This is a genomic window from Phaeobacter italicus, from assembly GCF_019801785.1.
Taxonomy (GTDB): Bacteria; Pseudomonadota; Alphaproteobacteria; order Rhodobacterales; family Rhodobacteraceae; genus Phaeobacter; species Phaeobacter italicus.
Genome location: NZ_JAHVIJ010000002.1, coordinates 470,805 through 491,726 on the forward strand (window position 1 = coordinate 470,805; position 20,922 = coordinate 491,726).

Annotated in this window: 19 protein-coding genes, 1 tRNA gene and 1 pseudogene; 8 read left to right on the plus strand and 13 right to left on the minus strand. The window is 60.8% G+C overall.

Annotation, left to right across the window (positions count from 1 at the left end; translation table 11 throughout):
- Positions 1 to 57 precede the first annotated feature (57 nt).
- On the minus strand, positions 58 to 1,080 hold the full coding sequence (gene ilvC, locus KUV39_RS06590) for a ketol-acid reductoisomerase (protein ID WP_008559566.1): 1,023 nt from the start codon (positions 1,078 to 1,080) through the stop codon (positions 58 to 60).
- 132 nt (positions 1,081 to 1,212) lie between these two features.
- Here ilvC and KUV39_RS06595 point away from each other — a divergent pair, with 132 nt between their 5' ends.
- Together KUV39_RS06595 and KUV39_RS06600 are read left to right on the plus strand one after the other, a co-directional pair.
- The gene (locus KUV39_RS06595; protein WP_222459296.1) at positions 1,213 to 1,668 is read left to right on the plus strand and encodes an Lrp/AsnC family transcriptional regulator; all 456 of its coding nucleotides are present in this window, start codon (positions 1,213 to 1,215) and stop codon (positions 1,666 to 1,668) included.
- The gene (locus tag KUV39_RS06600; RefSeq protein ID WP_008560444.1) at positions 1,665 to 2,123 is read left to right on the plus strand and encodes an Lrp/AsnC family transcriptional regulator; all 459 of its coding nucleotides are present in this window, start codon (positions 1,665 to 1,667) and stop codon (positions 2,121 to 2,123) included. Before KUV39_RS06595 ends, KUV39_RS06600 begins: the two co-directional genes overlap by 4 nt.
- A gap of 82 nt (positions 2,124 to 2,205) precedes the next feature.
- On the opposite strand, the gene KUV39_RS06605 is transcribed toward KUV39_RS06600, so the two are convergent.
- From KUV39_RS06605 to KUV39_RS06615, 3 genes are all read right to left on the minus strand, one after another.
- Entirely contained in the window at positions 2,206 to 3,402 is a 1,197-nt protein-coding gene (locus KUV39_RS06605; protein ID WP_222459297.1) for a UbiH/UbiF family hydroxylase, read from the minus strand.
- Between the two features lie 102 nt (positions 3,403 to 3,504).
- Positions 3,505 to 3,747: a hypothetical protein gene (locus KUV39_RS06610; RefSeq protein ID WP_222459418.1), complete on the minus strand. Its 243-nt coding sequence runs from the start codon at positions 3,745 to 3,747 to the stop codon at positions 3,505 to 3,507.
- 133 nt (positions 3,748 to 3,880) lie between these two features.
- Positions 3,881 to 4,522, minus strand: a complete 642-nt coding sequence (locus KUV39_RS06615; protein ID WP_222459298.1) for a pyrimidine 5'-nucleotidase — start codon at positions 4,520 to 4,522, stop codon at positions 3,881 to 3,883.
- A gap of 188 nt (positions 4,523 to 4,710) precedes the next feature.
- On the opposite strand from KUV39_RS06615, the gene KUV39_RS06620 reads away from it, so the two are divergent.
- Entirely contained in the window at positions 4,711 to 5,358 is a 648-nt protein-coding gene (locus KUV39_RS06620; RefSeq protein WP_008562359.1) for a GntR family transcriptional regulator, read from the plus strand.
- 27 nt (positions 5,359 to 5,385) lie between these two features.
- On the opposite strand, the gene KUV39_RS06625 is transcribed toward KUV39_RS06620, so the two are convergent.
- Together KUV39_RS06625 and carA are read right to left on the minus strand one after the other, a co-directional pair.
- Entirely contained in the window at positions 5,386 to 7,293 is a 1,908-nt protein-coding gene (locus KUV39_RS06625) for a glycosyltransferase (RefSeq protein ID WP_473763783.1), read from the minus strand.
- Between the two features lie 126 nt (positions 7,294 to 7,419).
- Entirely contained in the window at positions 7,420 to 8,583 is a 1,164-nt protein-coding gene (gene carA, locus KUV39_RS06630; protein WP_222459300.1) for a glutamine-hydrolyzing carbamoyl-phosphate synthase small subunit, read from the minus strand.
- 186 nt (positions 8,584 to 8,769) lie between these two features.
- On the opposite strand from carA, the gene KUV39_RS06635 reads away from it, so the two are divergent.
- A complete protein-coding gene (locus KUV39_RS06635) occupies positions 8,770 to 9,243 on the plus strand; it encodes a GatB/YqeY domain-containing protein (RefSeq protein ID WP_008563054.1) in 474 nt (157 codons plus the stop codon).
- A gap of 28 nt (positions 9,244 to 9,271) precedes the next feature.
- On the opposite strand, the gene KUV39_RS06640 is transcribed toward KUV39_RS06635, so the two are convergent.
- The 3 genes from KUV39_RS06640 to KUV39_RS06650 form a co-directional block, all read right to left on the minus strand.
- The gene (locus tag KUV39_RS06640; protein WP_222459301.1) at positions 9,272 to 10,054 is read right to left on the minus strand and encodes a prephenate dehydrogenase; all 783 of its coding nucleotides are present in this window, start codon (positions 10,052 to 10,054) and stop codon (positions 9,272 to 9,274) included.
- Positions 10,055 to 10,262: 208 nt separating this feature from the next.
- Complete coding sequence (locus KUV39_RS06645) at positions 10,263 to 10,748, minus strand: DUF2244 domain-containing protein (RefSeq protein WP_209034292.1); 486 nt, start codon at positions 10,746 to 10,748, stop codon at positions 10,263 to 10,265.
- Positions 10,749 to 10,902: 154 nt separating this feature from the next.
- On the minus strand, positions 10,903 to 12,576 hold the full coding sequence (locus KUV39_RS06650; RefSeq protein ID WP_008561848.1) for a cytochrome c oxidase subunit I: 1,674 nt from the start codon (positions 12,574 to 12,576) through the stop codon (positions 10,903 to 10,905).
- Between the two features lie 332 nt (positions 12,577 to 12,908).
- On the opposite strand from KUV39_RS06650, the gene KUV39_RS06655 reads away from it, so the two are divergent.
- Positions 12,909 to 13,334 (plus strand): HIT family protein, encoded by a 426-nt coding sequence (locus tag KUV39_RS06655; protein WP_008563182.1) that lies wholly within the window; start codon positions 12,909 to 12,911, stop codon positions 13,332 to 13,334.
- Positions 13,335 to 13,709: 375 nt separating this feature from the next.
- Positions 13,710 to 15,536: an alpha/beta fold hydrolase gene (locus KUV39_RS06660; protein WP_222459302.1), complete on the plus strand. Its 1,827-nt coding sequence runs from the start codon at positions 13,710 to 13,712 to the stop codon at positions 15,534 to 15,536.
- 98 nt (positions 15,537 to 15,634) lie between these two features.
- Here the strand turns inward: KUV39_RS06660 and lipB are convergent.
- A pseudogene (gene lipB / locus KUV39_RS06665) lies at positions 15,635 to 16,309 on the minus strand (lipoyl(octanoyl) transferase LipB); the annotation flags it as partial.
- Positions 16,310 to 16,428: 119 nt separating this feature from the next.
- On the opposite strand from lipB, the gene KUV39_RS06670 reads away from it, so the two are divergent.
- Positions 16,429 to 18,081, plus strand: coding sequence for a peptidoglycan-binding domain-containing protein (locus KUV39_RS06670; protein ID WP_222459303.1), 1,653 nt, complete (start codon positions 16,429 to 16,431; stop codon positions 18,079 to 18,081).
- Positions 18,082 to 18,234: 153 nt separating this feature from the next.
- Positions 18,235 to 18,321 (plus strand) — tRNA-Leu (locus tag KUV39_RS06675).
- Between the two features lie 82 nt (positions 18,322 to 18,403).
- Here KUV39_RS06675 and KUV39_RS06680 read toward each other — a convergent pair.
- The 3 genes from KUV39_RS06680 to KUV39_RS06690 form a co-directional block, all read right to left on the minus strand.
- Complete coding sequence (locus KUV39_RS06680; RefSeq protein WP_244998255.1) at positions 18,404 to 18,970, minus strand: TetR/AcrR family transcriptional regulator; 567 nt, start codon at positions 18,968 to 18,970, stop codon at positions 18,404 to 18,406.
- Positions 18,970 to 20,034, minus strand: a complete 1,065-nt coding sequence (locus tag KUV39_RS06685) for a flavin monoamine oxidase family protein (protein WP_222459305.1) — start codon at positions 20,032 to 20,034, stop codon at positions 18,970 to 18,972. Before KUV39_RS06685 ends, KUV39_RS06680 begins: the two co-directional genes overlap by 1 nt.
- 99 nt (positions 20,035 to 20,133) lie before the next feature.
- Complete coding sequence (locus KUV39_RS06690; RefSeq protein ID WP_222459306.1) at positions 20,134 to 20,802, minus strand: cupin domain-containing protein; 669 nt, start codon at positions 20,800 to 20,802, stop codon at positions 20,134 to 20,136.
- Between the last annotated feature and the right edge of the window lie 120 nt (positions 20,803 to 20,922).

Below are 20,922 nucleotides of genomic sequence, written 5' to 3' on the forward strand. Positions count from 1 at the left end.
GCCCCAATGCGGAGCGCCCTGCAGAGGATAAAGCGCGCGGACGAACCCGCAGGCGCCTTAGTTCTTCTCTTTGTCGACCATCTTGCCGGCAGAGATCCACGGCATCATGCCGCGCAGCTTGGCGCCGGTTTCTTCGATCAGGTGCTCGTCGTTGGCACGGCGGGACGCCTTCAGGGTCGGCTGACCAACCTGGTTTTCCAGCATGAAGTCGCGGACGAATTTGCCCTGTTGAATGTCGTTCAGCACTTCTTTCATGCGCGCCTTGGTCTCGTCGTACTTCAGGATGCGCGGGCCGGTGACGTACTGGCCGTACTCGGCGGTGTTGGAGATCGAGTAGTCCATGTTGGCGATGCCGCCTTCATAGATCAGGTCAACGATCAGCTTCACTTCGTGCAGACACTCGAAGTAGGCCATTTCCGGTGCGTAACCAGCTTCGACCAGGGTCTCGAAACCGCAGCGGATCAGTTCAACCAGACCGCCACACAGCACTGCCTGCTCGCCGAACAGGTCGGTTTCGCATTCTTCGCGGAAGTTGGTCTCAATGATGCCGGAGCGACCGCCACCGATGGCGGAGCAGTAGGACAGACCGATTTCCAGCGCTTTGCCGGTTGCGTCGGTGTCAACAGCCACGAGGCAGGGCACGCCGCCGCCTTTGGTGTATTCGCCACGCACGGTGTGACCGGGGCCTTTGGGGGCCATCATGATCACGTCGACGCCTTCTTTCGGCTCGATCAGGCCAAAGTGCACGTTCAGGCCGTGGGCGAATGCAATGGCCGCACCCGGCTTGATGTTGTCGTGGACGTATTTCTTGTAGGTCTCTGCCTGCAGTTCGTCGGGCATGGTGAACATGATCACGTCACACCAGGCTGCCGCTTCTGCGATACCCATGACCTGCAGGCCTTCGCCTTCGGCTTTTTTCGCGGAAGGGGAGCCTTCGCGCAGCGCAACGACAAGGTTCTTGGCGCCAGAATCGCGCAGGTTCAGCGCGTGGGCGTGACCCTGGGAGCCGTAGCCCAGGATGGCCACTTTCTTGTCCTTGATCAGGTTAACGTCGCAATCGCGGTCATAGTATACACGCATGATCATCGTCCTTTTGTTTCGTGTTTGGCTGCAGCATAGACATGATTTCGGCAAAGGAGAGGGGGCGTTTACGCAGTTTTGTCAGAAAAATTGCAATGGTCATTCGCTGTAGGTCTAAATATAGTCAGGATCATGCTTGATGATCTTGACCGACGCATACTTCGCCATCTGCAGGCGGATCCCGAACAATCGCTGCCGGACCTGGGCGACCGACTTGGCCTGACTGCATCGCGCCTGTCGCGGCGGCTGGAGAAGCTGCGCGAGGGCGGCGTCATTCTGGGGCAACGCGCGGTGATCGACTGGCGCGCCCTTGGTTATGAGGTCGAAGTGTCATTGCGGATCACGCTGGACAAGACCAATTCCCGCGCCTTTGACGAGTTCATCCCCGCCGCGCGCGAAATCCCCGAGGTGCTGGAAATCCAGACCTTCCTCGGGCAGGTCGATGTGCGCCTCTCGGTGATTGCGCGGGACATGGCGCATTATCAGGGCATTTACCGCAGCCAGATCCTGACGCTGCCGCATGTCACCGACATCGAGGCGCTGATGCATGTGGCGCGGATCAAATCAGATGAGGCGCTGCCGATATGATGACGCTGGACGACATCGATCACGCGTTGTTGCGTGCACTGGGACGGGATGCGACGCAATCCGCGGGTGCGCTGGGGCGCGAGCTGGGGCTCAGCCAGCCTGCAACCTGGCGCCGCATTCGCCGTCTGCAGGACGCAGGCATCATCCGGGGGCGCAAGCTGGATCTCGATGCGGGCAAGCTGGGGTTTGGGGTCACGGTCTTTCTGGGCATCAAGCTTGCAACAAAGGGCCGTGTTTCGCTGGAGGATTTCGAGCGTGCGGTCTCTGCGATCCCGGAGGTGCAGACCGTCGAACATGTGCTGGGGATGTACGACTACCGTCTGCGGGTAACAGCCCGTGACATCGCCGATTTCGAGCGGGTGCTGCGGCGCCGGATCATGACCCTGCCCGGGGTGGGCAATGTCGATGCCAATGTTCTCTTGAGCGAAGAACGCAGACCTGGCCCGCTTGGCTAGGGGCTGACTGGGCGCGAGAGCCCTGTCATCTTTCCAAAAATACTCTCGCCGAAGGCACAGGCCCCGGACAGGGGCCTGATCCTTACTTCACGCCAAGCCCCATCTGCATCAGATTGCGGCGCACAGGAGCCAGCGAATAGAGCGCATTGAGCCCAAAGGCGCGCAGGTCGCGCAGGGGGCGCGGGGCCAGCATGGAGGTGCGGTTGAGCAGGTCGATCCCCTTGATCCGCATCTGGATGTCGCCGTGGCGCGCGCGGTGATAGGCGGCGAGCATCTTGGCATCGCCCAGATCGGTCGGGTTGGCCACCGCCAGATCCAGAAGCGCGCGCAGGTCGCCAAGGGACATATTGAGCCCCTGCGCACCGATCGGAGGGACGACATGGGCGGCTTCGGCCATCAGGGCCAGCCGCTCGCCGTTCAGCCGCTCGGCTGACTGGCTGATGATAGGCCAGATGGTGCGGTGGGACGCCAGTTTCAGATCCCCCAGCACGCCACAGCTGCGGCGGTTCATGGCGGCTTCAAACTGGGCCGGATCCATTGTCAGAAGGTCTTGCGCGCGGGGGCCTCGCTCCATCCAGACCACGGCGGACGAGGGTCTGCCCTCGTGATCCGGCAACGGCACCAGCGTGAAGGGGCCGCCGCTGCGGTGGATCTCTGTCGAGATATTGTCATGCGGCTGGTCATGGGTCACCGCAAAGGCCAGCGCCTTTTGCCCGTAGCGACGGGTTGTCACCGCAATCCCCGCCGCAGTCCGCATGGGCGAATTGCGACCATCACAGGCAAGGACAAGGCGTGCGGAAATCCGGCTGCCATCGCTGAGGCCGACGCGGGCGCTTGCGGTGCGGGTGAAAAGAGACGTGGTGCCAACGCCCGGACGGAAATCAACCGTGGACAGATCGGCAAGACGGCCCAGGAGTTCGCGGCGCAACAGCCAGTTTGGCAGGTTCCAGCCAAAGGGCTCTCCGGACAGGTCTGCGGAGTCGAAATCCTTGACGACGCGTGCCTCCGGTTCGGCCCCTCCGGCATCGATGATCCGCATGATCCTGAGCGCAGCGGCATGTGGTTCCAGATGGCTCCAGATGCCTGCCTCTTGCAGCAGCCCGCGGGCGGGCTGAAGGATGGCCGTGGTACGCAGGTCCGATCCGGCATCGTCGCGGGTTGTGACCGGCGGCGTGGGATCCACGCAGATCACGCGAAACCCTGCAGCCCCAAAGGTGGCGGCTGCCATCAGCCCTGCAATGCCACCGCCAGAAACCAGAATGTCACAGCTGTCAGCCATCAAACCTGCCTTTCGTCTTATCCCTTGTGAGATAGGCCTGCGAAGGTCGGAATGACAAGCGACATAACGTCCTTTTGCGTTCGGGCGTCGGCCAATGCTGACCTAGCCGCGCGTGATGAGGACCAGAACGACGACCATGGCAAAGGCCTTGGCCACTGCAGGCAGAAACAGTGCAGGCAGGCCCCAGACGGCGATGGCAAGCGCCCACAGCAACACATAGAGCAGGATCGCCAACAGGGGTTTGGTCGCGCCCGCCCAGTCATCTGCCCCACTGCGGGGGGACTGGTGCTGTGCCAAATCCAGCGCAACCGGGGCGTCAATCAGATCAAGAGAGAGGTCTTTCATCGGGCATCCTGTCGTTTGAGAGCGAACCTAAAGATGACCGGCATATATAGCTTTGACCAAGCGGCGTAAGGCCACTGCGGCCGCGCGCCACAGGGGGTGCGACAGGATGCGCACCCCTTGCCGTTCGCGCCTGTCAGATCTGGGCGAGAAACGCCGTCAGATCATCCGTGTGGTGGTGAATATGCGCGCCACCAACCGGCTCTGGCGCGACATGGACCGTGCGCATGCCCAGATCGTGCGGCGCTTGCAGATTGCGCGGATCATCCTCGAACATGGCGGCTGTTTCGGTTTTGATCCCGGCCTTGGCAAAAATGGTGTCAAAGGCCTGACGCTCTGGCTTGGGGCGATAATTGGCGTGTTCAACGCCGTAGATTTCGTCAAAACAGTCAGCCAGCCCACGCCGCGCCAGCACCTGTTCGGCGTAGGGGGCGGTGCCATTGGTGTAGATGATCCGCTTGCCGGGGAGGGCCTTGATGTGGGCGGCAAGCTGGGGGTCGGGTTCGAGCTGGTCGAAGTTGATGTCATGCACCTCGATCAGGAACGGGTCGGGGTCCAGATCGTGATGGGCCATTAGCCCCGCCAGCGTGGTGCCGTGTTCGCGCCAGTAATCCCCGCGCAGCTGATCTGCCACCTTCTTGTCGACGCCAAGGGTCGACATCACGTAGTTGGTCATCTTCACCTCGATCTGGTCGAACAGGCGAACAGAGGGGTGATAGAGGGTGTTGTCGAGATCGAACACCCAGTGGCGGACATGTGAGAAAGACTGCGATACCATATGCGTGGACCTATGGGGCTTGGTTCGTGATTGCAACTGCTTCGCAGCAGCTAGCGCGACCTTCGCTCAAGCCAACGGATAATATGCACCGCGGGGGGGATGTTTTTTACCCTGCGGGCTGGGCGGGGTTGATTGCAGGGGCAGCCGACCTGTAGACATCCATGAACAACAAGTCAGAGATCCCATTCATGAGCCGTTCTTCCAACCAGACCGATGCCTATGCGCTGATCCTTGAGGCGATTGATGTAGGCGTCTATCGCCCCGGCGACCGGCTGGTGGAGAGTGATCTGGCTGAGCGGTTTGGAGTGTCACGCACCCCCATCCGCGAGGCGCTGCAGCGGCTGGAGACGCAATCCCTTTTGGAACGGGATGGCCGGTCGCTGATCGTGGCCTCGCTGGATCACAACCAGATGGCAGAGCTTTATGTGGTGCGCCGCGAACTTGAGGGTCTGGCGGCGCGTCTGGCCGCGCGTCACGCCACCGAGGAAGAGATCCGTGTTCTGCAGGAGATGGTGGAATCTGATGATGCCTTTGTCGACAACCCGACAGAGCTGTCCAAGGCCAACCGTCGCTTTCACGAACAGATCCACCTTGCTTCGCACAACCGCTATCTGGTGCAGCAGCTGAACCTCGTACATCGCACGATGGCGCTGATGGCGACCACGTCGCTTGCGGCTGAGGGACGGGGGCGCATTGCTCAGGAAGAGCACAAGACGATCGTCAATGCCATCGAACGGCGGGACGAAGACGGCGCGGCGCGTGCGCTGAAGGATCATATCTCCGTTGCCTTCATGACCCGCCTGAAACAGGACGCGGGCGACCGCGCCAAGGGCTGAACCACCACCTTTGATGGGCTGTCATGTTCAGCCCAGTTTTTGGGTGCGGCTTTTGGGGCTGTGGCCGTGTGTGGTCTTGTCCCAGTAAAAGGGCTTCAGGATCAGCTCATAAAGGGCTTTGTAGACGGCGATGACGCCCATCGGGAAATAAAAGATCAGGCTGGGCGCCCAGAATGCCAGGCTGCGCCTGCCGGTGGCGCAGGCTGCGGTGATCGCAATGACCAGCCCCAACAGCTCAAAGAACACGAGAGACACACCCGCCAGATAGGTGGCCCCCGCAGGCAGGAGCGGCGCAGTCGGATGGGGCAGGCCCAACGTGATGAGCCAGAAGCTCCACAAACAGGGGGCCAGCAGGAACTGCCCGACGGTCCCCAGAAAGAAAGCCTGCAATCCAAGAAACTGACGCCAGCCCAGCTGTTTCAGCAGCAGCCGGGGGGAGCGCATGTGAACCAGGTAGGTGACCATAAAGCCCTTGAGCCAGCGTGAGCGTTGTTTGACCCAGGCCCAGGGGCGGCAGTTTGCCTCCTCGTAGGTGCTGGTCGGCAGCATGTCGGTTCGGTAACCAAAGCGGGACAGGCGCACGCCGAGATCGGCATCTTCGGTGACATTATGGGCATCCCAGCCGCCAACCTGTTCGAGGACGTCGCGACGAATGAACAGCGTGGTTCCACCGAGCGGCACCACCAGTCCAAGCCGTGCAATCCCCGGCAGGACGATGCGAAACCAGCTGGCGTATTCGAGGGTGAAACAGCGCGAAATCCAGTTCTGTGTGGGATTGTAGTAGTCCAGCGCCCCTTGCAGGCAGGCCAGGGCACCGTCCCCCTTGGCGAAAGCTGCGGCAACATGGTCAAGCTGATCGGGCTCTGGTGCGTCTTCGGCGTCCCAAATTCCAATGATCTCTCCGCGGCAGAAATTCAGCGCGTAGTTCATGGCGCGGGGCTTTGTTGTCAGGCCGCCGTGGGCGGGCACCTCTATCACCCTGAACCAATCCGGCAGATCTGCACAGCGGATTGCGTCGCGTGTGATGTCATCCTCTTCTTCCAGAACAAGAAGCACCTCCAGCAGGCTGCGGGGATAGGTGAGCTTGCACAGGCGGCGGAGCAGGGCGCGGCCAATTTCGGCTTCCTTGTAGAGCGGGACAAGGACAGAGATCATCGGCCGCCTGTGGCGCGGAGATGTGAATTTCGACCGCGAGGCAATCGGCAGCTCAATTTGGCGGCGCGACCGCATGGTCTGAATATGTGAGATGAAGCCCGCGCATTTCAGCAGGGTGAACAGCAAGAGCGTAAAGAGCGCGACGCCGCAGAGCAGGGCAAAGGCGTGCCGTGGAAATGCCAACGCAGTGAGCAGAAGCCCAAGCGCAAGGACGGCAGTTGCGCCGCTCCAGTCGGGTCTGCGCATGGTCCGGCAGCTGTATGCGAGTGGCAGACGGCTGCTTGCCTCGACCGCGAGATCCTTGCGGAAATGAGAGACCAGCAGCTGCTGTATATGGCTTTCCGAAGCCAGCACCGGCATCACCTCTCCGAAACTGGCAGCCAGATCCGTGCGGATGGTGTTCAGCTTGTTCGGGTCGGAAACGGCCACAACGACGGTCTGGCCCAACTGCATCCACGGCAGCACGGAGTGGCGCAGCCAGAACCCTGCGGGTTTTCGGGCCAGAAGCCGCGCTTGCGGATTGTGGCCGCTCAGATCGACCTTGGGGATCTTGTGCTGTGAGGACAGCGCGTCCATTACCTGATCCTGACTGGCCCACCCTTCTGACACGAGGATCCGGTCAATCGGGGCGCGCTGGTGTTGCTGCAGGGTGAGGGCCCGTATCACATGGTCCTTGCTGACGGCGTGATCCTGGATCAGACGCTGCTCCAGTGTGCGGCGTCCCACCTGTTTGGTCAGGGGGCGTGTGGCTCGAATCAATTCTAGGTTGTGCTTTGACATGCCACAAGGGTTTGCCCCCTTTCGCGATCCGGCAAGTCCCCTGCCAGATTGGCATCTTCCCAAAACGTTGAAACCCATGACAATTCCTTGCCATGGGTTTCAATTTTTAACGCAGCCTTTGCTGGATCAGGCGGATTTGCGTGCGTCCATCGCCTCGGCAAAACGCTCAAACAGGTAGAAACTGTCCTGCGGGCCGGGGCTGGCTTCGGGGTGGTGCTGCACGGAATAAACCGGGCGGTCCTTCATCCGGATACCGCAGTTGGAGCCATCAAACAGCGAGACATGGGTCTCTTCCACACCGTCCGGCAGGCTTTGGGCATCAACGGCGAAGCCGTGGTTCATGGACGTGATCTCTACCTTGCCGGTGGCGTTTTCCTTGACCGGGTGGTTGGCGCCATGGTGACCGTGGTTCATCTTGACCGTCTTGCCACCAAGGGCAAGCGCCAGCATCTGGTGGCCAAGGCAGATCCCGAACATCGGCAGGTCGGTGCTGTCGAGGATTTCCTTGATCATTGGCACGGCATATTCGCCGGTCGCCGCAGGATCGCCCGGACCATTGGACAGGAAGACCCCATCAGGGTTGTGTGCCAGAACTTCGGCTGCGGTCGCGGTCGCGGGCAAAACGGTGACGTCACAGCCTGCAGAGGCGAGGCAGCGCAGGATGTTGCGCTTGGCGCCGTAGTCAACAGCGACGACCTTGTGCTTGGGGGCTTCCTGACGGGTGTAGCCCTCGGGCCAGGCCCACCGCATTTCGTCCCAGCGATAGCTTTGGGGGCAGGTCACGTCTTTTGCCAGATCCAGACCTTCCAGACCGGACCAGTCACGTGCCTTGGCGACCAGCGCCTCGATGTCAAAGTTGCCGTCCGGGTCATGGGCCAGTGCCACATGCGGCGCACCCTGCTGGCGGATGGCGCGGGTCAGACGACGGGTGTCGATACCGCCGATGGCGATGCGGCCAGTGCGGGTCAGCCAGGACTTCAGCTCTTCGGTAGCGCGCCAGTTCGACGATTGGGTCGGATCCCATTTGACCACCATGCCAGCGGCAACGGGGTCGGCGGTTTCATCATCCTCTGGGGTGACGCCGGTGTTGCCTATATGGGGGAAGGTGAAGGTCACGATCTGGCCGGCATAAGACGGGTCAGTCATGATTTCCTGATAGCCGGTCATGGCGGTGTTGAAGCACAGCTCTGCAACTGTTTCACCATATGCTCCGAAGCCGTTTCCGTAAAAGATGGTGCCATCTGCGAGCGCCAAACATGCGGTGGGTTTGGGCGTGACGGTATCGGCCATGGCGCGACTCTCCAATCTGGGCAAAATTCATGGGCTTTTAAGGGGAGGTGGGCAACGCGTCAAGCCTGTGAGGCCGCGTTCTGCCATGCAAAATGTGCCCTCGCGTCATTCCATCGGGATAACTTGAATTGGCAGGGTGGTTTAGGTAAAGATCCCATTTCCGACTCCGTGGAAATGGACTGATAAATGGATACGCGAACTCGGGTCAATCAGGCCCTGAAACAGGCCATGAAAGACCGGGAGGCCTCTCGACTGGCGACTCTGCGTCTGATCAATGCCGCAATCAAAGACCGTGAAATCGCAGATCGCGTGGACGGTGAATCAGGTGGCATCGGGGATGCAGAAGTCCTTGCCATTCTTGGGAAAATGACCAAGCAACGCAATGAAAGCGCCCGCGCCTATGAAGAGGGCGGCCGGCTGGATCTGGCTGAGCGGGAATTGAACGAAATTGCCATCATCGAAGAGTTCCTGCCCAAGCAGCTCAGCGATGAGGAAATCACCGAAGCGGTCAAGGCCGCCGTGAGCGATACCGGCGCTGAGTCGATCCGCGACATGGGCAAGGTCATGGGCGCGCTGAAAGGCAAATACACCGGCCAGATGGATTTCGGCAAAGTTGGCCCGATGGTGAAAGACCAGCTTTGCCAGGGGGGCAACTGCTGATCTGCTGATTGCTCGGCATCGCATTGTTTCAAAGGCCCGCCATCTGTCGCGGGCCTTTTTCTATTGGGGCAGGTCCAGCGGCCAACTGTGCGGCGCGGCTCAGGAAATCAGCGCGCACCTCTGCTGCAAAGGGATTGTCGCGCAGGATGGCGTCCAGCACGGCCGGGGCGTCTGCGCTCACCATGCGGCGGGCTTCCAGCAGGTGGTCAAAGCTGGATGTCGTCATGCGCAGCTTCTCTGGCAGGATCTGGCTCAGGGTTTGGGCAATCAGATGCGTCAGCCCCTGCACGGTGGCGACTTCGCGGTCGTGGTCTTCGGCGGTGGTCCAGATGACGTGCAGCCCAAAGAGACTGCGAAGCGCCGCTGCGATGCGCCAATGTGTTCTTCCACGCTGGGGGCAGAGTGCGATCTTGTGACCGGCGAGACCATCCTTTGCGCTTTGTGGGCCAAACAAGGGGTGGCTGCCGAGAATATTCACATGGGCTGGCAGATGGGTTTCCATATCCTGCATGGGGCGCAGTTTCACTGATCCTACGTCCATCACCGTCGCCCCCACAGCCAGCAACGGGGCGATCCGCTGACAGACGTCCGAGATTGATGAAACCGGTACCGCAAGAATGACAAGCGGGCAGGAGCAGGCATCTTCCAGAGTTGAAAACCGGACGCGAGCAGGCACCTTTGGGGGCTGGGCTGGATCATGCACCACGACCTGCATATGCGCTGCGAGATTTCGCGCAATGAGCTGACCAAAGGCGCCAAAGCCAATGAGACCAACACGCGGTGCAGTGGAAGAGGATGAAAACGGTAACATGGAACAGGGCTCCGCCTGGGGCCGCGATACCGATGGAATGAGAGGTCTTTTGTTCTGTCACCGCTGGATCGCGGCGGGATGAACATCAAGATATGAAAATGCGCCCGCCGTTATGAAAACAGCGGATAATAGACGGTCGAAAAGATCAGGGTCGCATTGTTCATGCCCCAGCCATAACTGGGCGCGCGCGGTATGTCAAAGGGCAGCATCAGGGTTTGCGAAAGGCTGCCAGCAACTCGTCATATAGCGCCTTGCGCTCATCTTCGGAGAGAAAGGCGCCGATTTCCACCTCGCGCCCGCTGCCCCTGAGAGTGACATAGTTCGGAACCGGCCCGTCATCAGTGTGCATTTCAACCTGTGTCCAGTAGCGGTTGCAGCTCCAGCTTTGGCGCGTGCCCTTGGGGTCGATCCGTTCGAGATGCGCCTCCTCGGGCTCCAGTCGCAGAACCTCCAGGATCTGGCGGTCTCGGCGGCTGCGGTCCAATGCCCATTTCACCGCAAACAGTGTGCCTGCCACAAAAGGCAACACCCCCCAAAGCGCAACGCTGCCAAGGAGAGGGATCATCGGGATGGTGATCAATGCGGCCAATGTACCGAGAAAGCGGACATAGCCCTCGACCGGCAGGGATTGATGCGGCCAGAGGTGCATTTCCTGAATGCTGTCAGTTTGGGGTGTCGTCCACTGGTAAGGCATGGGCGGAATTTAGCGTTGCAGACGGAGCTGTCCAGAGCTGCGTGCGCGGGGCCAATCACAGCTTTGGGAAGGCGGGTTGGGCAGTGGGGCATACCAAAAGAAGAAGGCCCCGGAGCCTGTGCTCCGGGGCCTGTCTTTTCAGATCATCGACACCTTAGTGGGAGTGGGAGCGATCCCATTCTTCCTGCTTGGGCAGGATTTCAAAGGTGTGCTCTGGCGGCGGAGAGGGCAGGGTCCACTCCAGCGTATCTGCATACTCGTTCCAGTAGTTGTTCTGGGTGATGCGTGCGCCGCGCAGCAGCGAGTAGATCACAACACCGAAGAAGAACACGAAGGAGGCAAAGGACAGGAACGCGCCGTAGGACGAGATCTTGTTCCAGTATGCAAACCCTTCCGGGTAGTCGATGTAACGACGCGGCATGCCCTGACGGCCCAGGAAGTGCTGGGGGAAGAAGGTCAGGTTGGCGCCGATGAAGAACATCCAGAAGTGGATCTGTGCGCCCAGCTCAGAGTACTGACGGCCGGTCATCTTGCCGAAGTAGAAATATACACCGGAGAAGATCGCAAAGACTGCACCCAGCGACATAACGTAGTGGAAGTGTGCAACCACATAGTAGGTGTCGTGATATGCGCGGTCCACGGATGCCTGCGACAGAACCACACCGGTCACACCACCAACGGTGAACAGGAACAGGAAGCCGAAAGCAAACATCATCGGTGCTTTGAACTCGATGGAGCCGCCCCACATGGTTGCGATCCAGGAGAAGACTTTAACACCGGTCGGAACCGCGATGACCATGGTGGCCAGCATGAAGTAGGCCTGCTGGTTCAGCGACATGCCAACGGTGTACATGTGGTGCGCCCACACGACAAAGCCCAGCACACCAATCGCGATGATCGCCCAGACCATCGGCAGGTAGCCAAAGACCGGCTTGCGCGCGAAGGTCGCGATCACGTGAGAGATGATGCCAAAGCCCGGCAGGATCACGATGTACACTTCCGGGTGGCCAAAGAACCACAGGATGTGCTGGTACAGGATCGGGTCGCCGCCACCTGCAGGATCAAAGAAGGTGAAGCCGAAGTTGCGGTCCATCAGCAGCATGGTGATCGCGCCCGCCAGAACCGGCAGGGACAAGAGGATCAGCCAGGAGGTGACGAAGATCGACCAGGAGAACAGCGGAACCTTGAACAGGGTCATGCCGGGTGCGCGCATGTTCAGGAAGGTGGTGATCATGTTGATCGCACCCAGGATCGAGGACGCACCAGAGACGTGAACGGCGAAGATCGCCAGGTCCATGGAGAAGCCGCCTTCGTTGGTGGACAGCGGAGGGTAGAGAACCCAGCCCACGCCCGAACCGGCCTGGTCGTTGCCACCCGGCGCGAGGACCGAGGCAACCGCCAGCGAGGTGCCCGCGACATACATCCAGAACGACAGGTTGTTCATCCGCGGGAACGCCATGTCCGGCGCACCGATCTGCAGCGGCATGAAGTAGTTGCCGAAGCCGCCAAAGAGGGCGGGGATAACCACGAAGAACATCATCAGGATGCCGTGGCCTGTGATCAGGACGTTCCAAAGGTGCCCGTTAGGGGTACATTCCGCAGACGCGTCTGCGAAGAGACGTGCGCCTTCAAGGCACATGTACTGAACGCCGGGATCCATCAGTTCAAGCCGCATGTAAACGGTGAACGCGACGGAGATGAAACCAACGATCGCCGAAACGATCAGGTAGAGAATGCCGATATCCTTATGGTTCGTGCTCATGAACCAGCGGGTGAAGAAACCGCGCTCGTCTTCGTGGCCGTGACCATGAATGGCTGCATCTGCCATTAAAGGTGCCTCCTGTTGCATAACGATAGGCCAACAAACGCCGTCCCCGGCGGGCCTAGACTCATCTTGGGTTTTAGTTCGCCAGCAACAGGCCTTCAATGGCGGAGTTTGATCTGGATCAAGAATAATTGTCGCGGGCAGGCCCTGTTGGGCTGCTCGCTTGCCCCTATGGGGCCCAATCTGCGCGGATTTGGCGAATTCGCGCGGGCGCAGTACCGCAAAGGCGCGGCATTTTGTCAATCGCCGCGCTTGACCCAAGGGACGGTGGGGCGCAAAACGACGACAGCCAGTCAGACCGGGGAAGGTCCGGTCCTGCTTATGGAGAACAGGTAGTGACCCAATACGACTCAGACAATATCTTTGCGAAAATTTTGCGTGGTGAGATTCCCGCCCACCGGATTTATGAGGATGAGGCAACCTTTGTCTTCATGGACATCATGCCCCGCGCCGATGGCCACATGCTGGTCATTCCCAAGACGCCCTGCCGAAACATGCTGGATGCCTCGCCGGAACAACTGGCCGCTGTGATGGCGACCGTGCAGAAAATCAGCCACGCAGCCCTTGAGGCCTTTGACGCGCAGGGCATCACGCTGCAGCAGTTCAACGAGGCTGCGGGCGGGCAGGAGGTGTTTCACCTGCACTTCCACATTCTGCCCCGTCGCGACGGAGACGCGCTGCGTCCACCCGGCAAAATGGCAGAGCCCGAGACCCTGGTCGAGCATGCCAATAAAATGCGGGCGGTGCTCGGCACGCAGTAGCGTAAAGCTAGCGTAAAAGATTCTACCTCAGCGGGAACTATTCTGTTGATGTGCACGCTTATTATCGCGTAGTTTGTGATCATGTAACGGGAGGCCTAACGCGGCTCTCGGGACTTGGGGCCCTGCTTTGGGAGGGGCGGGCCGACATTTTGAAACAGAACCCGACAGGTCGCAGATCCCACCAATGGCGGAGATCGTCAGCCTGTCGGATGTTTCGCTCCCCCTAGGGCCGAGATGTCGCAGGTCGCCCTTGGGAGATCCTTTTGATGCGCGTCGATGGTTCCAACCGACGATTACATCGGAATTGCATGGCAGTCTGCGGCGCTGCGCTCGTCCGGCTTTGTCGGCGGCGCGACCTAAGGAGGGGCCGCAAGAATGACGGCAAGGGACACCGGTGCAGCGGATCAGCTGGCCGATGAAAGCGCCATATCGGCGATATACAACTCTGTTCTCGGGGCCGAAAAGGCCTCAGCCTGGCGTGACAGGCTGGCTGCAGATCGTATTGATGACCGACAATGTGACATCGCCGCCCGGCACCTTCCCCAGCTTCCTGGCATGAATGATGCAGCCAAGGTGGCTGCCGACGTGGGGCAGGCAAACCTGTGGTCGGGTGGGCCACCCCAGACACTCTGGGCGCGCAGAGATCGTCTCCAACGCCATTTTGAACGCGCGCTGTATCTGCGGGCAAAGCTCTGCCATGACGATCAGTCCGGCGTTGCTGCTGACTTTATCGAAGTGCTGCCGGGTGGCGGCGGCAAGTGGTTGATGATCGCCGGGGACAACAGCATTTGTGGCGCCTCTGCGGGCTGGCCGACAACCGGACTGGCAACCGATGACTGGGTTGAACGCAAGATTGGCATTTTTGGATCATATCGCGCGGAATGGCAGGGTTTCTTTTCGGTGCAGTCACAGCCGCAGGACGACTGGCCGGGCGCGCCGGGGTGGCCGTCGCTTGCGATTTTGCGAAAGCCACGCAGCGGGCTGCTGCTGTGCCAGGCCCTTGCGCGCCCCTCTGGGGCCGCCGACGGCGCGGTGATGTTGGTCGAAGAACTGCCTATCGGGGTCTGCGATATCTGTGTTGATCAGCTGACAGAGTATTTCGGGTTTGATACCGCCGAAAAACTGACCCTTCGGCAGATATTCTACGGTGAAGGCTGGCTGGTCCTGCATACCGCAACAGGCGGACGCCGGGCGCCGGAACTGCCGATCTTGGGGTCGATGCTGTCCAAGACCGGTGCGCCCAACTATGGCGAGATGCTGAGGCTTCTGACCAATCTGCTGGCCCAGTCCACACAAGATCAGGCCATCGCCACGGGACAAACCCGCCCCGAAGAACGGACTTTGACGACCGATGTCGGGCTTGCGCAGTATCTGCGTTTTGGCGCGGACAGCGGCCACCCGGTGATTTTCACCCATGGAATATTTGACGGGATTGCCCCGCTGCAGCGCCTGCAAGACAGCTTGCGTCGTCGGGGGCTGCGGGTGCTCGCCCCCTGGCGCAATGGTTATGGGGGCTCTGGCCCGATTGAGCCGAAGGCCGATCCCGTCGAAACATATCTGGCGCAGGTCGAGGCGCTGATTGATGAGGAGGGACTGGAGGCACCGATCATCCTCGGCCATCGCAGCGGCTGCCTCTTTGCGGCAGCGGCGGCGCGGCGGCTGAGGGATCGGATTGCCGGGGTGGTCTGCGTTGGTGCAACCTTGCCCCTGCAAAGCGTCGGAGAAACCGGCGCGCTGAGGGGGCACCAGCGCGCCATGGCGCTCAGCGCGGTTCGGGCCAAGGCCATGCTGCCGTTAATCGTGCGCAGCTGGAGACGCAATGTCCGTCGCAAGGGGCCTGCGGTGCTGGTCTCGCAGCAAATGGCGGCAGGGGAGGATGAGCGCAAACTGTTGTCGGACCCCAGTCTGGCGGCCCTGCTGGATCAAAGCCACCGTTCGATGATGGACCAAGGCGGCGGCGGCTACGAAAGCGATCTGAAACTGGCCGTGCGCCAGCGTGACATGCGCCACAGCCCCAAGGCTGCCCCTGCGATCTATCTACATGGGGGGCAGGATCTGGTCACGCCGGTGGATAAACTGCAGGCTGCTCTTGGAGGGGCCGACAATCTACAGGTTCGTGTGTGCCGACGCGCGGGCAGCATGTTGTTTTATTCGCAACCGGACTGGGTTCTGTCCGCGCTGGAAGAGATGCGGAGCACGTGACAACCGTCGCACGCCCCGCGAAGGGCAAGAGCCCCTGACATGACAACGGCGCCCGGTGGGGCGCCGCAGATCAACATGACCGGCTGTCATGGCACCGGTCAATCGGTCGGGCAGGTTTCGGTCTCTGCAAAGGCGATGTCGAAGGTCTTTTTCAAGGCAACATCGACGTCGTCCATGGTCACAGGCAAGCCCAGATCCACGAGGCTGGTCACGCCGTATTCCGTAATCCCGCAGGGCACGATACCATCAAAATGGCTGAGATCCGGTTCAACATTGATGGAAATGCCGTGGAAGCTGACCCATTTGCGCAGCCGAATGCCAACTGCCGCAATCTTGTCCTCGGTCTTTTCCCCATTCGCCATCAGCGGTTTGTCGTCCCGCTCTACCCAGACGCCGACGCGGCCGTTGCGGACGTGGCCGGTGACGTTGAACTCATCCAGCGCCAGGATCACCCAGCGTTCCAGCTGACGCACAAAGCAGCGCACATCGCGCCCGCGTTTGGCAACGTCCAGCATGACGTAGATCACGCGCTGACCTGGCCCGTGATAGGTGTACTGCCCGCCGCGTTTGCTGGTGTGGACCGGGAAACGATCGGGATCGGTCAGATCCTCACTCTTGGCTGAGGTGCCCGCGGTGTAGAGCGGCGGGTGTTCGACCAGCCAGATGCATTCATCTGCTGTCCCGGCTGCAATCCCGGCTGCGCGCTCTTCCATGAAGGCGACAGCATCTTCGTAGTCGGTAAACCCTGAGCTGGTGATCCATTCGACCATCGGAACATCCTTTGTTACGTGTCCAGTAACCTATTTTGCAGCCTACGCGCGAATTTTCTGGCTTGGGCTGCGGGCTGTGCGCTACCGTGGTTCGTGTTTTTCATCAATAGGGAGCGCGTACAATGTTCTCACATTCTCTTAAAACGACATTAGCGGCCTCATTTCTGCTTACCTCCGGGACTGCTCCGGCAATGGCGGACAATCTTGGCGCGGCATTGGTCGGAAGTATCATCGGCGGCGTGATCGTCAACGAGGCCAACAAGAATCGGGCCAGAAAGCAAACTGTCACCAGACAAAAAACATATTCACCGGCGCGGGCACAGAACCGCGAAACCCAAACCGCGCTCAACTACTTTGGGTTTCCGGCAGGGACACCAGATGGGGTGATGGGGCGCAAATCTCGTTCTGCGATTGCGCAGTATCAGGGTCACATGGGCTTTCCTGCGACCGGAGAGCTGACGCCCTATGAACGCGATTTCCTTGTGTCTTCCTACAGCCGTGCCCAGATCGGCGGCCCGCAGGTCATCAAGGCCATGCAAGGCCCAACCGGGGTCCGCGGCCTGCTTCTGACCTGGCGGGACGAGGCAACAGGCGTGCGCAGCGCCTCGAGCGGGGGCTATGGTGGTCTGCCGTTTGAAGTGAGCGAAGCGGTGGACGAAATCGCCGCGAGTGCCGACCCAAGCGCAGAGCAACTGTTGCAACGCTCGGGCTTTATGCAGCTTGCAGACCTGAACGGCGACGGCAAGAACGATTATATGATCGATACGTCCGTGTCGGGCAGTTCGTTCTGGTGTGGGGCGTCTCACTGCTCTGTCATGGTCTTTGCCTCGACACCGCAAGGCTATCAGCGCAACGACTTTATGGCGCGTGGTGTGACAACGGCGAGTTTCTCCTGCCATCAGGGTGTTTGCCGCATGACTGACGCCCCGGCTGCAGGAAGCGTTCAGGCCGCCGCGCCGACACCTGCTCCGGCACCGGCCCCCGCGCCGGGGGCAACGGTTCTGGCCTCGACCGTGGCGCCAGCCCCAGTCCCGGCACCTGCACCAGCCCAGGGCCTGGCCGGCATCCAGCTGTTTGAGCAACCCGCCGATGCGCCGACGCTGGCATCGCTCACCAGCCATTGCAGCAAGGTCAGCCTGCTGACCAGCTCCAACGGTGGCTACATGACGGTGGCAGATATGCGGGATCCGGAACTGGCACTGGGAGAGCAGTTCTGCCTTGCGCGCTCTTACGCGATCAACTCGGGCGAGGCGTTGGTGGCCAAGATCAATGGCGTCACCCAGGCGCAGGTGGACAGCCAATGTGACGCGTTCGGCCCGGCAGTGCAGCCCTATCTGGCGAAGCTCGGCAGTGACGGGGCTGAGGCGGTCATTTCCGATGTGCAGAAGTTCGTGCTGCAGTCCAACATGTCGATCGATCAGCTGGCGAACACTGCAGGCATCTGCCTGTTCTCGGGCTATCGTCGCGACAACATGGACGTGGCTCTTGGCGCAGCGCTGATCATGGTCGGTGTTGGACAGCGCCCCTATGCAGAGCTGGTGGGCCATCATCTGGCGCAGGGCTTTGGTGTGGTGAAGTCTGCTGACAAGGCGCAGGGCTGGTACGAAACCGCCATCAGCGCGCTGGAAGCAGGCGCAACCCCGGCTTTCGCACCGGGTCAGCCGGAACGTGTTGCCCTGATCAAGGCCGCCTCAACCGGTCTTGTGGGCGGGCTTGCGCAGCCGGTTCCTGCGGCAAGCACTGCATCGGCCTTGCCGACCTTCTCCACCGACTGAGAATGTCGCGCAAGATCCATGGTTTAGAGGGGCCGGGCATCATGTCCGGCCTCTTTTTTGCAGGAAGTTCACAAAACGGAAGAAAATGCGCATTTTGCATCTTCACATCCCCGCACAGCTCGTCTATACGCCGCTACACCAAGTCAAGACAGTGCGGTCGTGGCGGAATTGGTAGACGCGCAGCGTTGAGGTCGCTGTTCCTTAACCGGAGTGGAAGTTCGAGTCTTCTCGACCGCACCATTTTCTCTTTTTCCTGAGATGATGTTCAGCCCAAGCGGGCCATTCGACCCTGAGGTGGCTACCTCAGAGGTCTTTTTGCATTTCAGCTGAGCCGTTTGCGCAGCAGTGACAGGGATCCGTCGAAGATAGCGATGTCCTCGCCGGCGCGGGCGGCGAGATGGGCGCCTTCCAACAATGCGAGGGTGGCGCGGGCCTCTTCATTGGGGGCGTCGGCCGCGCGGATTGTGCCGTCGTCTTGGGACTGCGCAAAGATCGCAGTGAGATGGGCCAGGACCATGGCGCGGAATTGGGCGACCTTGTCCATTACATCTGCGGGCAGGCTTTCCTTGCTGATGGTGAAGGCGATGCACAAGCACAGCTGGCGGCCACCGGCAAGAGCGTCGCGGTAGAGGTCAATCATGGCAGACAGCTGTTTGGCAGCTGTTGCATGGGTTGCGCGGATCGTCGAGCAGGCCGCGTCAAAGCGGCTGTGGTGGCGATCGATCAGCGCCGAGGACAGGGCGGATTTTGTTGGAAAGTGATAGTGGATGGAGGCCTTTCGAATGCCTACATCCTCGGCGAGGTCGGCATAGCTGAACCCATCATACCCACGGGCGCGCACGGCACGCTCGGCGCTGTCCAGCAGCGTGGTCCGTGTGTTCTGTTCCATCATTCAGCCCCTTCGGTGGCAGGGATCTGGGTCAGTGCCGCCTCTGCGGCAACAAGAGCCCCTTCGAGGTAGCCGCCGAATTCATTGGCAACTTCCGTGCCTGCAAACACCAGACGACCGTCCCACAACCCTAGCAGAGCCCGCGGCATCCCGTAATGGGGGTGATAGGACAGGGGGTGGTGGTCAAGGGACGTGGCCGTCAGCGGGTCGCGCGTCCAGTCCTTGATGGACAGGGTTTGTGGGGTGGCAGCCTCGGCGCCGAAAATCCGCACCAGCTGGTCGAGAATGGCCTGTTTCAGAGCGGCCTGATCCAGCCGTGCAGCGGGAGGAAGCCCAACAAAGCCGAACAGGGCATATGGGCCATCCGCGGCGGAGGCATCGTGAATTTCCGCCAATGGTCCCTTACGGCTCATGGCGTCACCCGAGAGCCCGGCGCCGCGCCAGAACGGACGGTCGTAGATGGCAAAGGCCTTGGCATGACCGGCCATCCATGTCGCAACTTGCGCCATCTCCGTCATGGTGTCGGAGGTAAGAGCAGGGGTAAAGGCGAATTGAGCGGCCAGCCTTGGCGGCAGGGCAAGAACAACACGGCGGGCGTGAATGTCGTCTCCTGTTTCCGAACGCGCGGTGATCCCGTTTTCGGTCTTTTCCAGTGCCGTGATCTTGGTGGACAAACAGATGTTGTTTTGAGGCAGCGCAGCCGCCATCGCGGTGGTCATGGCGCCAAAGCCACCATCGATCCGCCAGGAGCCCTCCATAGAGGCAAATCCGCGTCCCCGCTGGACCGAGCCATTAACCTCCTCATAGCTCAGCGCGCCGTCGGCGTATTGATCGAACCGCGTCAGACCCAGCGCATCGACAAGGGCCGCAATGCGGGGCTGGCCTGGCCAGAACCACGACGGGCCAAGATCAAAGGCGCCGCCTGCGTGGGTTTCGCTGAATATGCGGCCACCCCAGCGGTCACGTGCCTCCACCAGCAAAAAACGATCGCCGCGGGCTGAAAGGTGGCGCGCAAGCGACAGGCCCGAAAGCCCGCCGCCGATGATCAGGGTTTCTGTGTCCATGTCACACTCCTTCTGTGGCTGATCGCAGGTCACATCCCTTTGCCCAGGCTCATGTGCTGCTCTGTCGCGCGCGGGTGATGCGCGCCAGAACAGGCCGGGTCAGACTGACGGCGCTTTTGCGTGGGGAAGGTGGCCGGTTTTCATCCAGACCTTTGCTCCGTCCGCTCCGGCAACCGCAGAAAGGGGTGCACCTTCGGGCAGGCGCAACCAGCTGTTGCGGGTCAGAGTATCGCCACCTTCCGTGAGGCTTCCGCCAATGATCAGCAGTTCATGCCCGCCGGGCGCGTCTGAGGTAAACGCCGCTCCGGGTTCAATATCGCTGTAGGTCACAACTTCGCGCTGGTCTGAGTGCAGGGTTGCGGTTGCAACGCCATCGCTGGCCGGGGGCAGCTCTGCCGACATGTCCTTGCGAAACTGGGTCCGGTCATCGAGGTCGAACTGCCAGAGTTTGACAAAGATGGTGCAGCCCTCCGCCGAACCGGGGGTGTGCTGGCTGGTTGGAGGATTGCGAACATAAGTGCCTGCGGGGAAATCGCCGTGTTCGTCCTGAAATACACCGTCCAGGACGACGAACTCTTCCCCACCAGTGTGGGTGTGTGCCGAGAAGTGGCTGCCGGGGGCGTAGCGGACGATCGTGGTGGCACGGGCGACTTCGCCACCGATACGATCCAACATCCGCCTGTCGACGCCCTTCATCGGGGAGGCCCGCCAATCCAGTTGATCTGCATGGACCACAACCCGGCTGGTGAAGTCGGCATTCAGTTCCATCGCCTGTTCCTTTCGGTGCGAGTTATCTACCTACCAGTAGGTAGGCAATCATGACAGCCCGAACAAGGGCAGGAGAGAGCGCTCACGCGGACGTGAGCCCGCCCCCTTGCAGGTCGGCTG

Excerpts from the sequence above, each read along its gene's own strand:
- KUV39_RS06610 (WP_222459418.1), bottom strand. The coding sequence starts at position 3,747 with ATGAAAGACCTCTCTCTTGATCTGATTGACGCCCCGGTTGCGCTGGAT.
- KUV39_RS06680 (WP_244998255.1), bottom strand. The coding sequence starts at position 18,970 with ATGGAACAGAACACACGGACCACGCTGCTGGACAGCGCCGAGCGTGCC.
- KUV39_RS06600 (WP_008560444.1), top strand. The coding sequence starts at position 1,665 with ATGATGACGCTGGACGACATCGATCACGCGTTGTTGCGTGCACTGGGA.
- KUV39_RS06645 (WP_209034292.1), bottom strand. The coding sequence starts at position 10,748 with ATGCCTTACCAGTGGACGACACCCCAAACTGACAGCATTCAGGAAATG.
- KUV39_RS06620 (WP_008562359.1), top strand. The coding sequence starts at position 4,711 with ATGAGCCGTTCTTCCAACCAGACCGATGCCTATGCGCTGATCCTTGAG.
- KUV39_RS06650 (WP_008561848.1), bottom strand. The coding sequence starts at position 12,576 with ATGGCAGATGCAGCCATTCATGGTCACGGCCACGAAGACGAGCGCGGT.
- KUV39_RS06615 (WP_222459298.1), bottom strand. The coding sequence starts at position 4,522 with ATGGTATCGCAGTCTTTCTCACATGTCCGCCACTGGGTGTTCGATCTC.
- ilvC (WP_008559566.1), bottom strand. The coding sequence starts at position 1,080 with ATGCGTGTATACTATGACCGCGATTGCGACGTTAACCTGATCAAGGAC.
- KUV39_RS06635 (WP_008563054.1), top strand. The coding sequence starts at position 8,770 with ATGGATACGCGAACTCGGGTCAATCAGGCCCTGAAACAGGCCATGAAA.
- KUV39_RS06660 (WP_222459302.1), top strand. The coding sequence starts at position 13,710 with ATGACGGCAAGGGACACCGGTGCAGCGGATCAGCTGGCCGATGAAAGC.
- KUV39_RS06670 (WP_222459303.1), top strand. The coding sequence starts at position 16,429 with ATGTTCTCACATTCTCTTAAAACGACATTAGCGGCCTCATTTCTGCTT.
- KUV39_RS06690 (WP_222459306.1), bottom strand. The coding sequence starts at position 20,802 with ATGGAACTGAATGCCGACTTCACCAGCCGGGTTGTGGTCCATGCAGAT.
- KUV39_RS06685 (WP_222459305.1), bottom strand. The coding sequence starts at position 20,034 with ATGGACACAGAAACCCTGATCATCGGCGGCGGGCTTTCGGGCCTGTCG.
- carA (WP_222459300.1), bottom strand. The coding sequence starts at position 8,583 with ATGGCCGATACCGTCACGCCCAAACCCACCGCATGTTTGGCGCTCGCA.
- KUV39_RS06640 (WP_222459301.1), bottom strand. The coding sequence starts at position 10,054 with ATGTTACCGTTTTCATCCTCTTCCACTGCACCGCGTGTTGGTCTCATT.
- KUV39_RS06595 (WP_222459296.1), top strand. The coding sequence starts at position 1,213 with ATGCTTGATGATCTTGACCGACGCATACTTCGCCATCTGCAGGCGGAT.
- KUV39_RS06625 (WP_473763783.1), bottom strand. The coding sequence starts at position 7,293 with ATGTCAAAGCACAACCTAGAATTGATTCGAGCCACACGCCCCCTGACC.
- KUV39_RS06605 (WP_222459297.1), bottom strand. The coding sequence starts at position 3,402 with ATGGCTGACAGCTGTGACATTCTGGTTTCTGGCGGTGGCATTGCAGGG.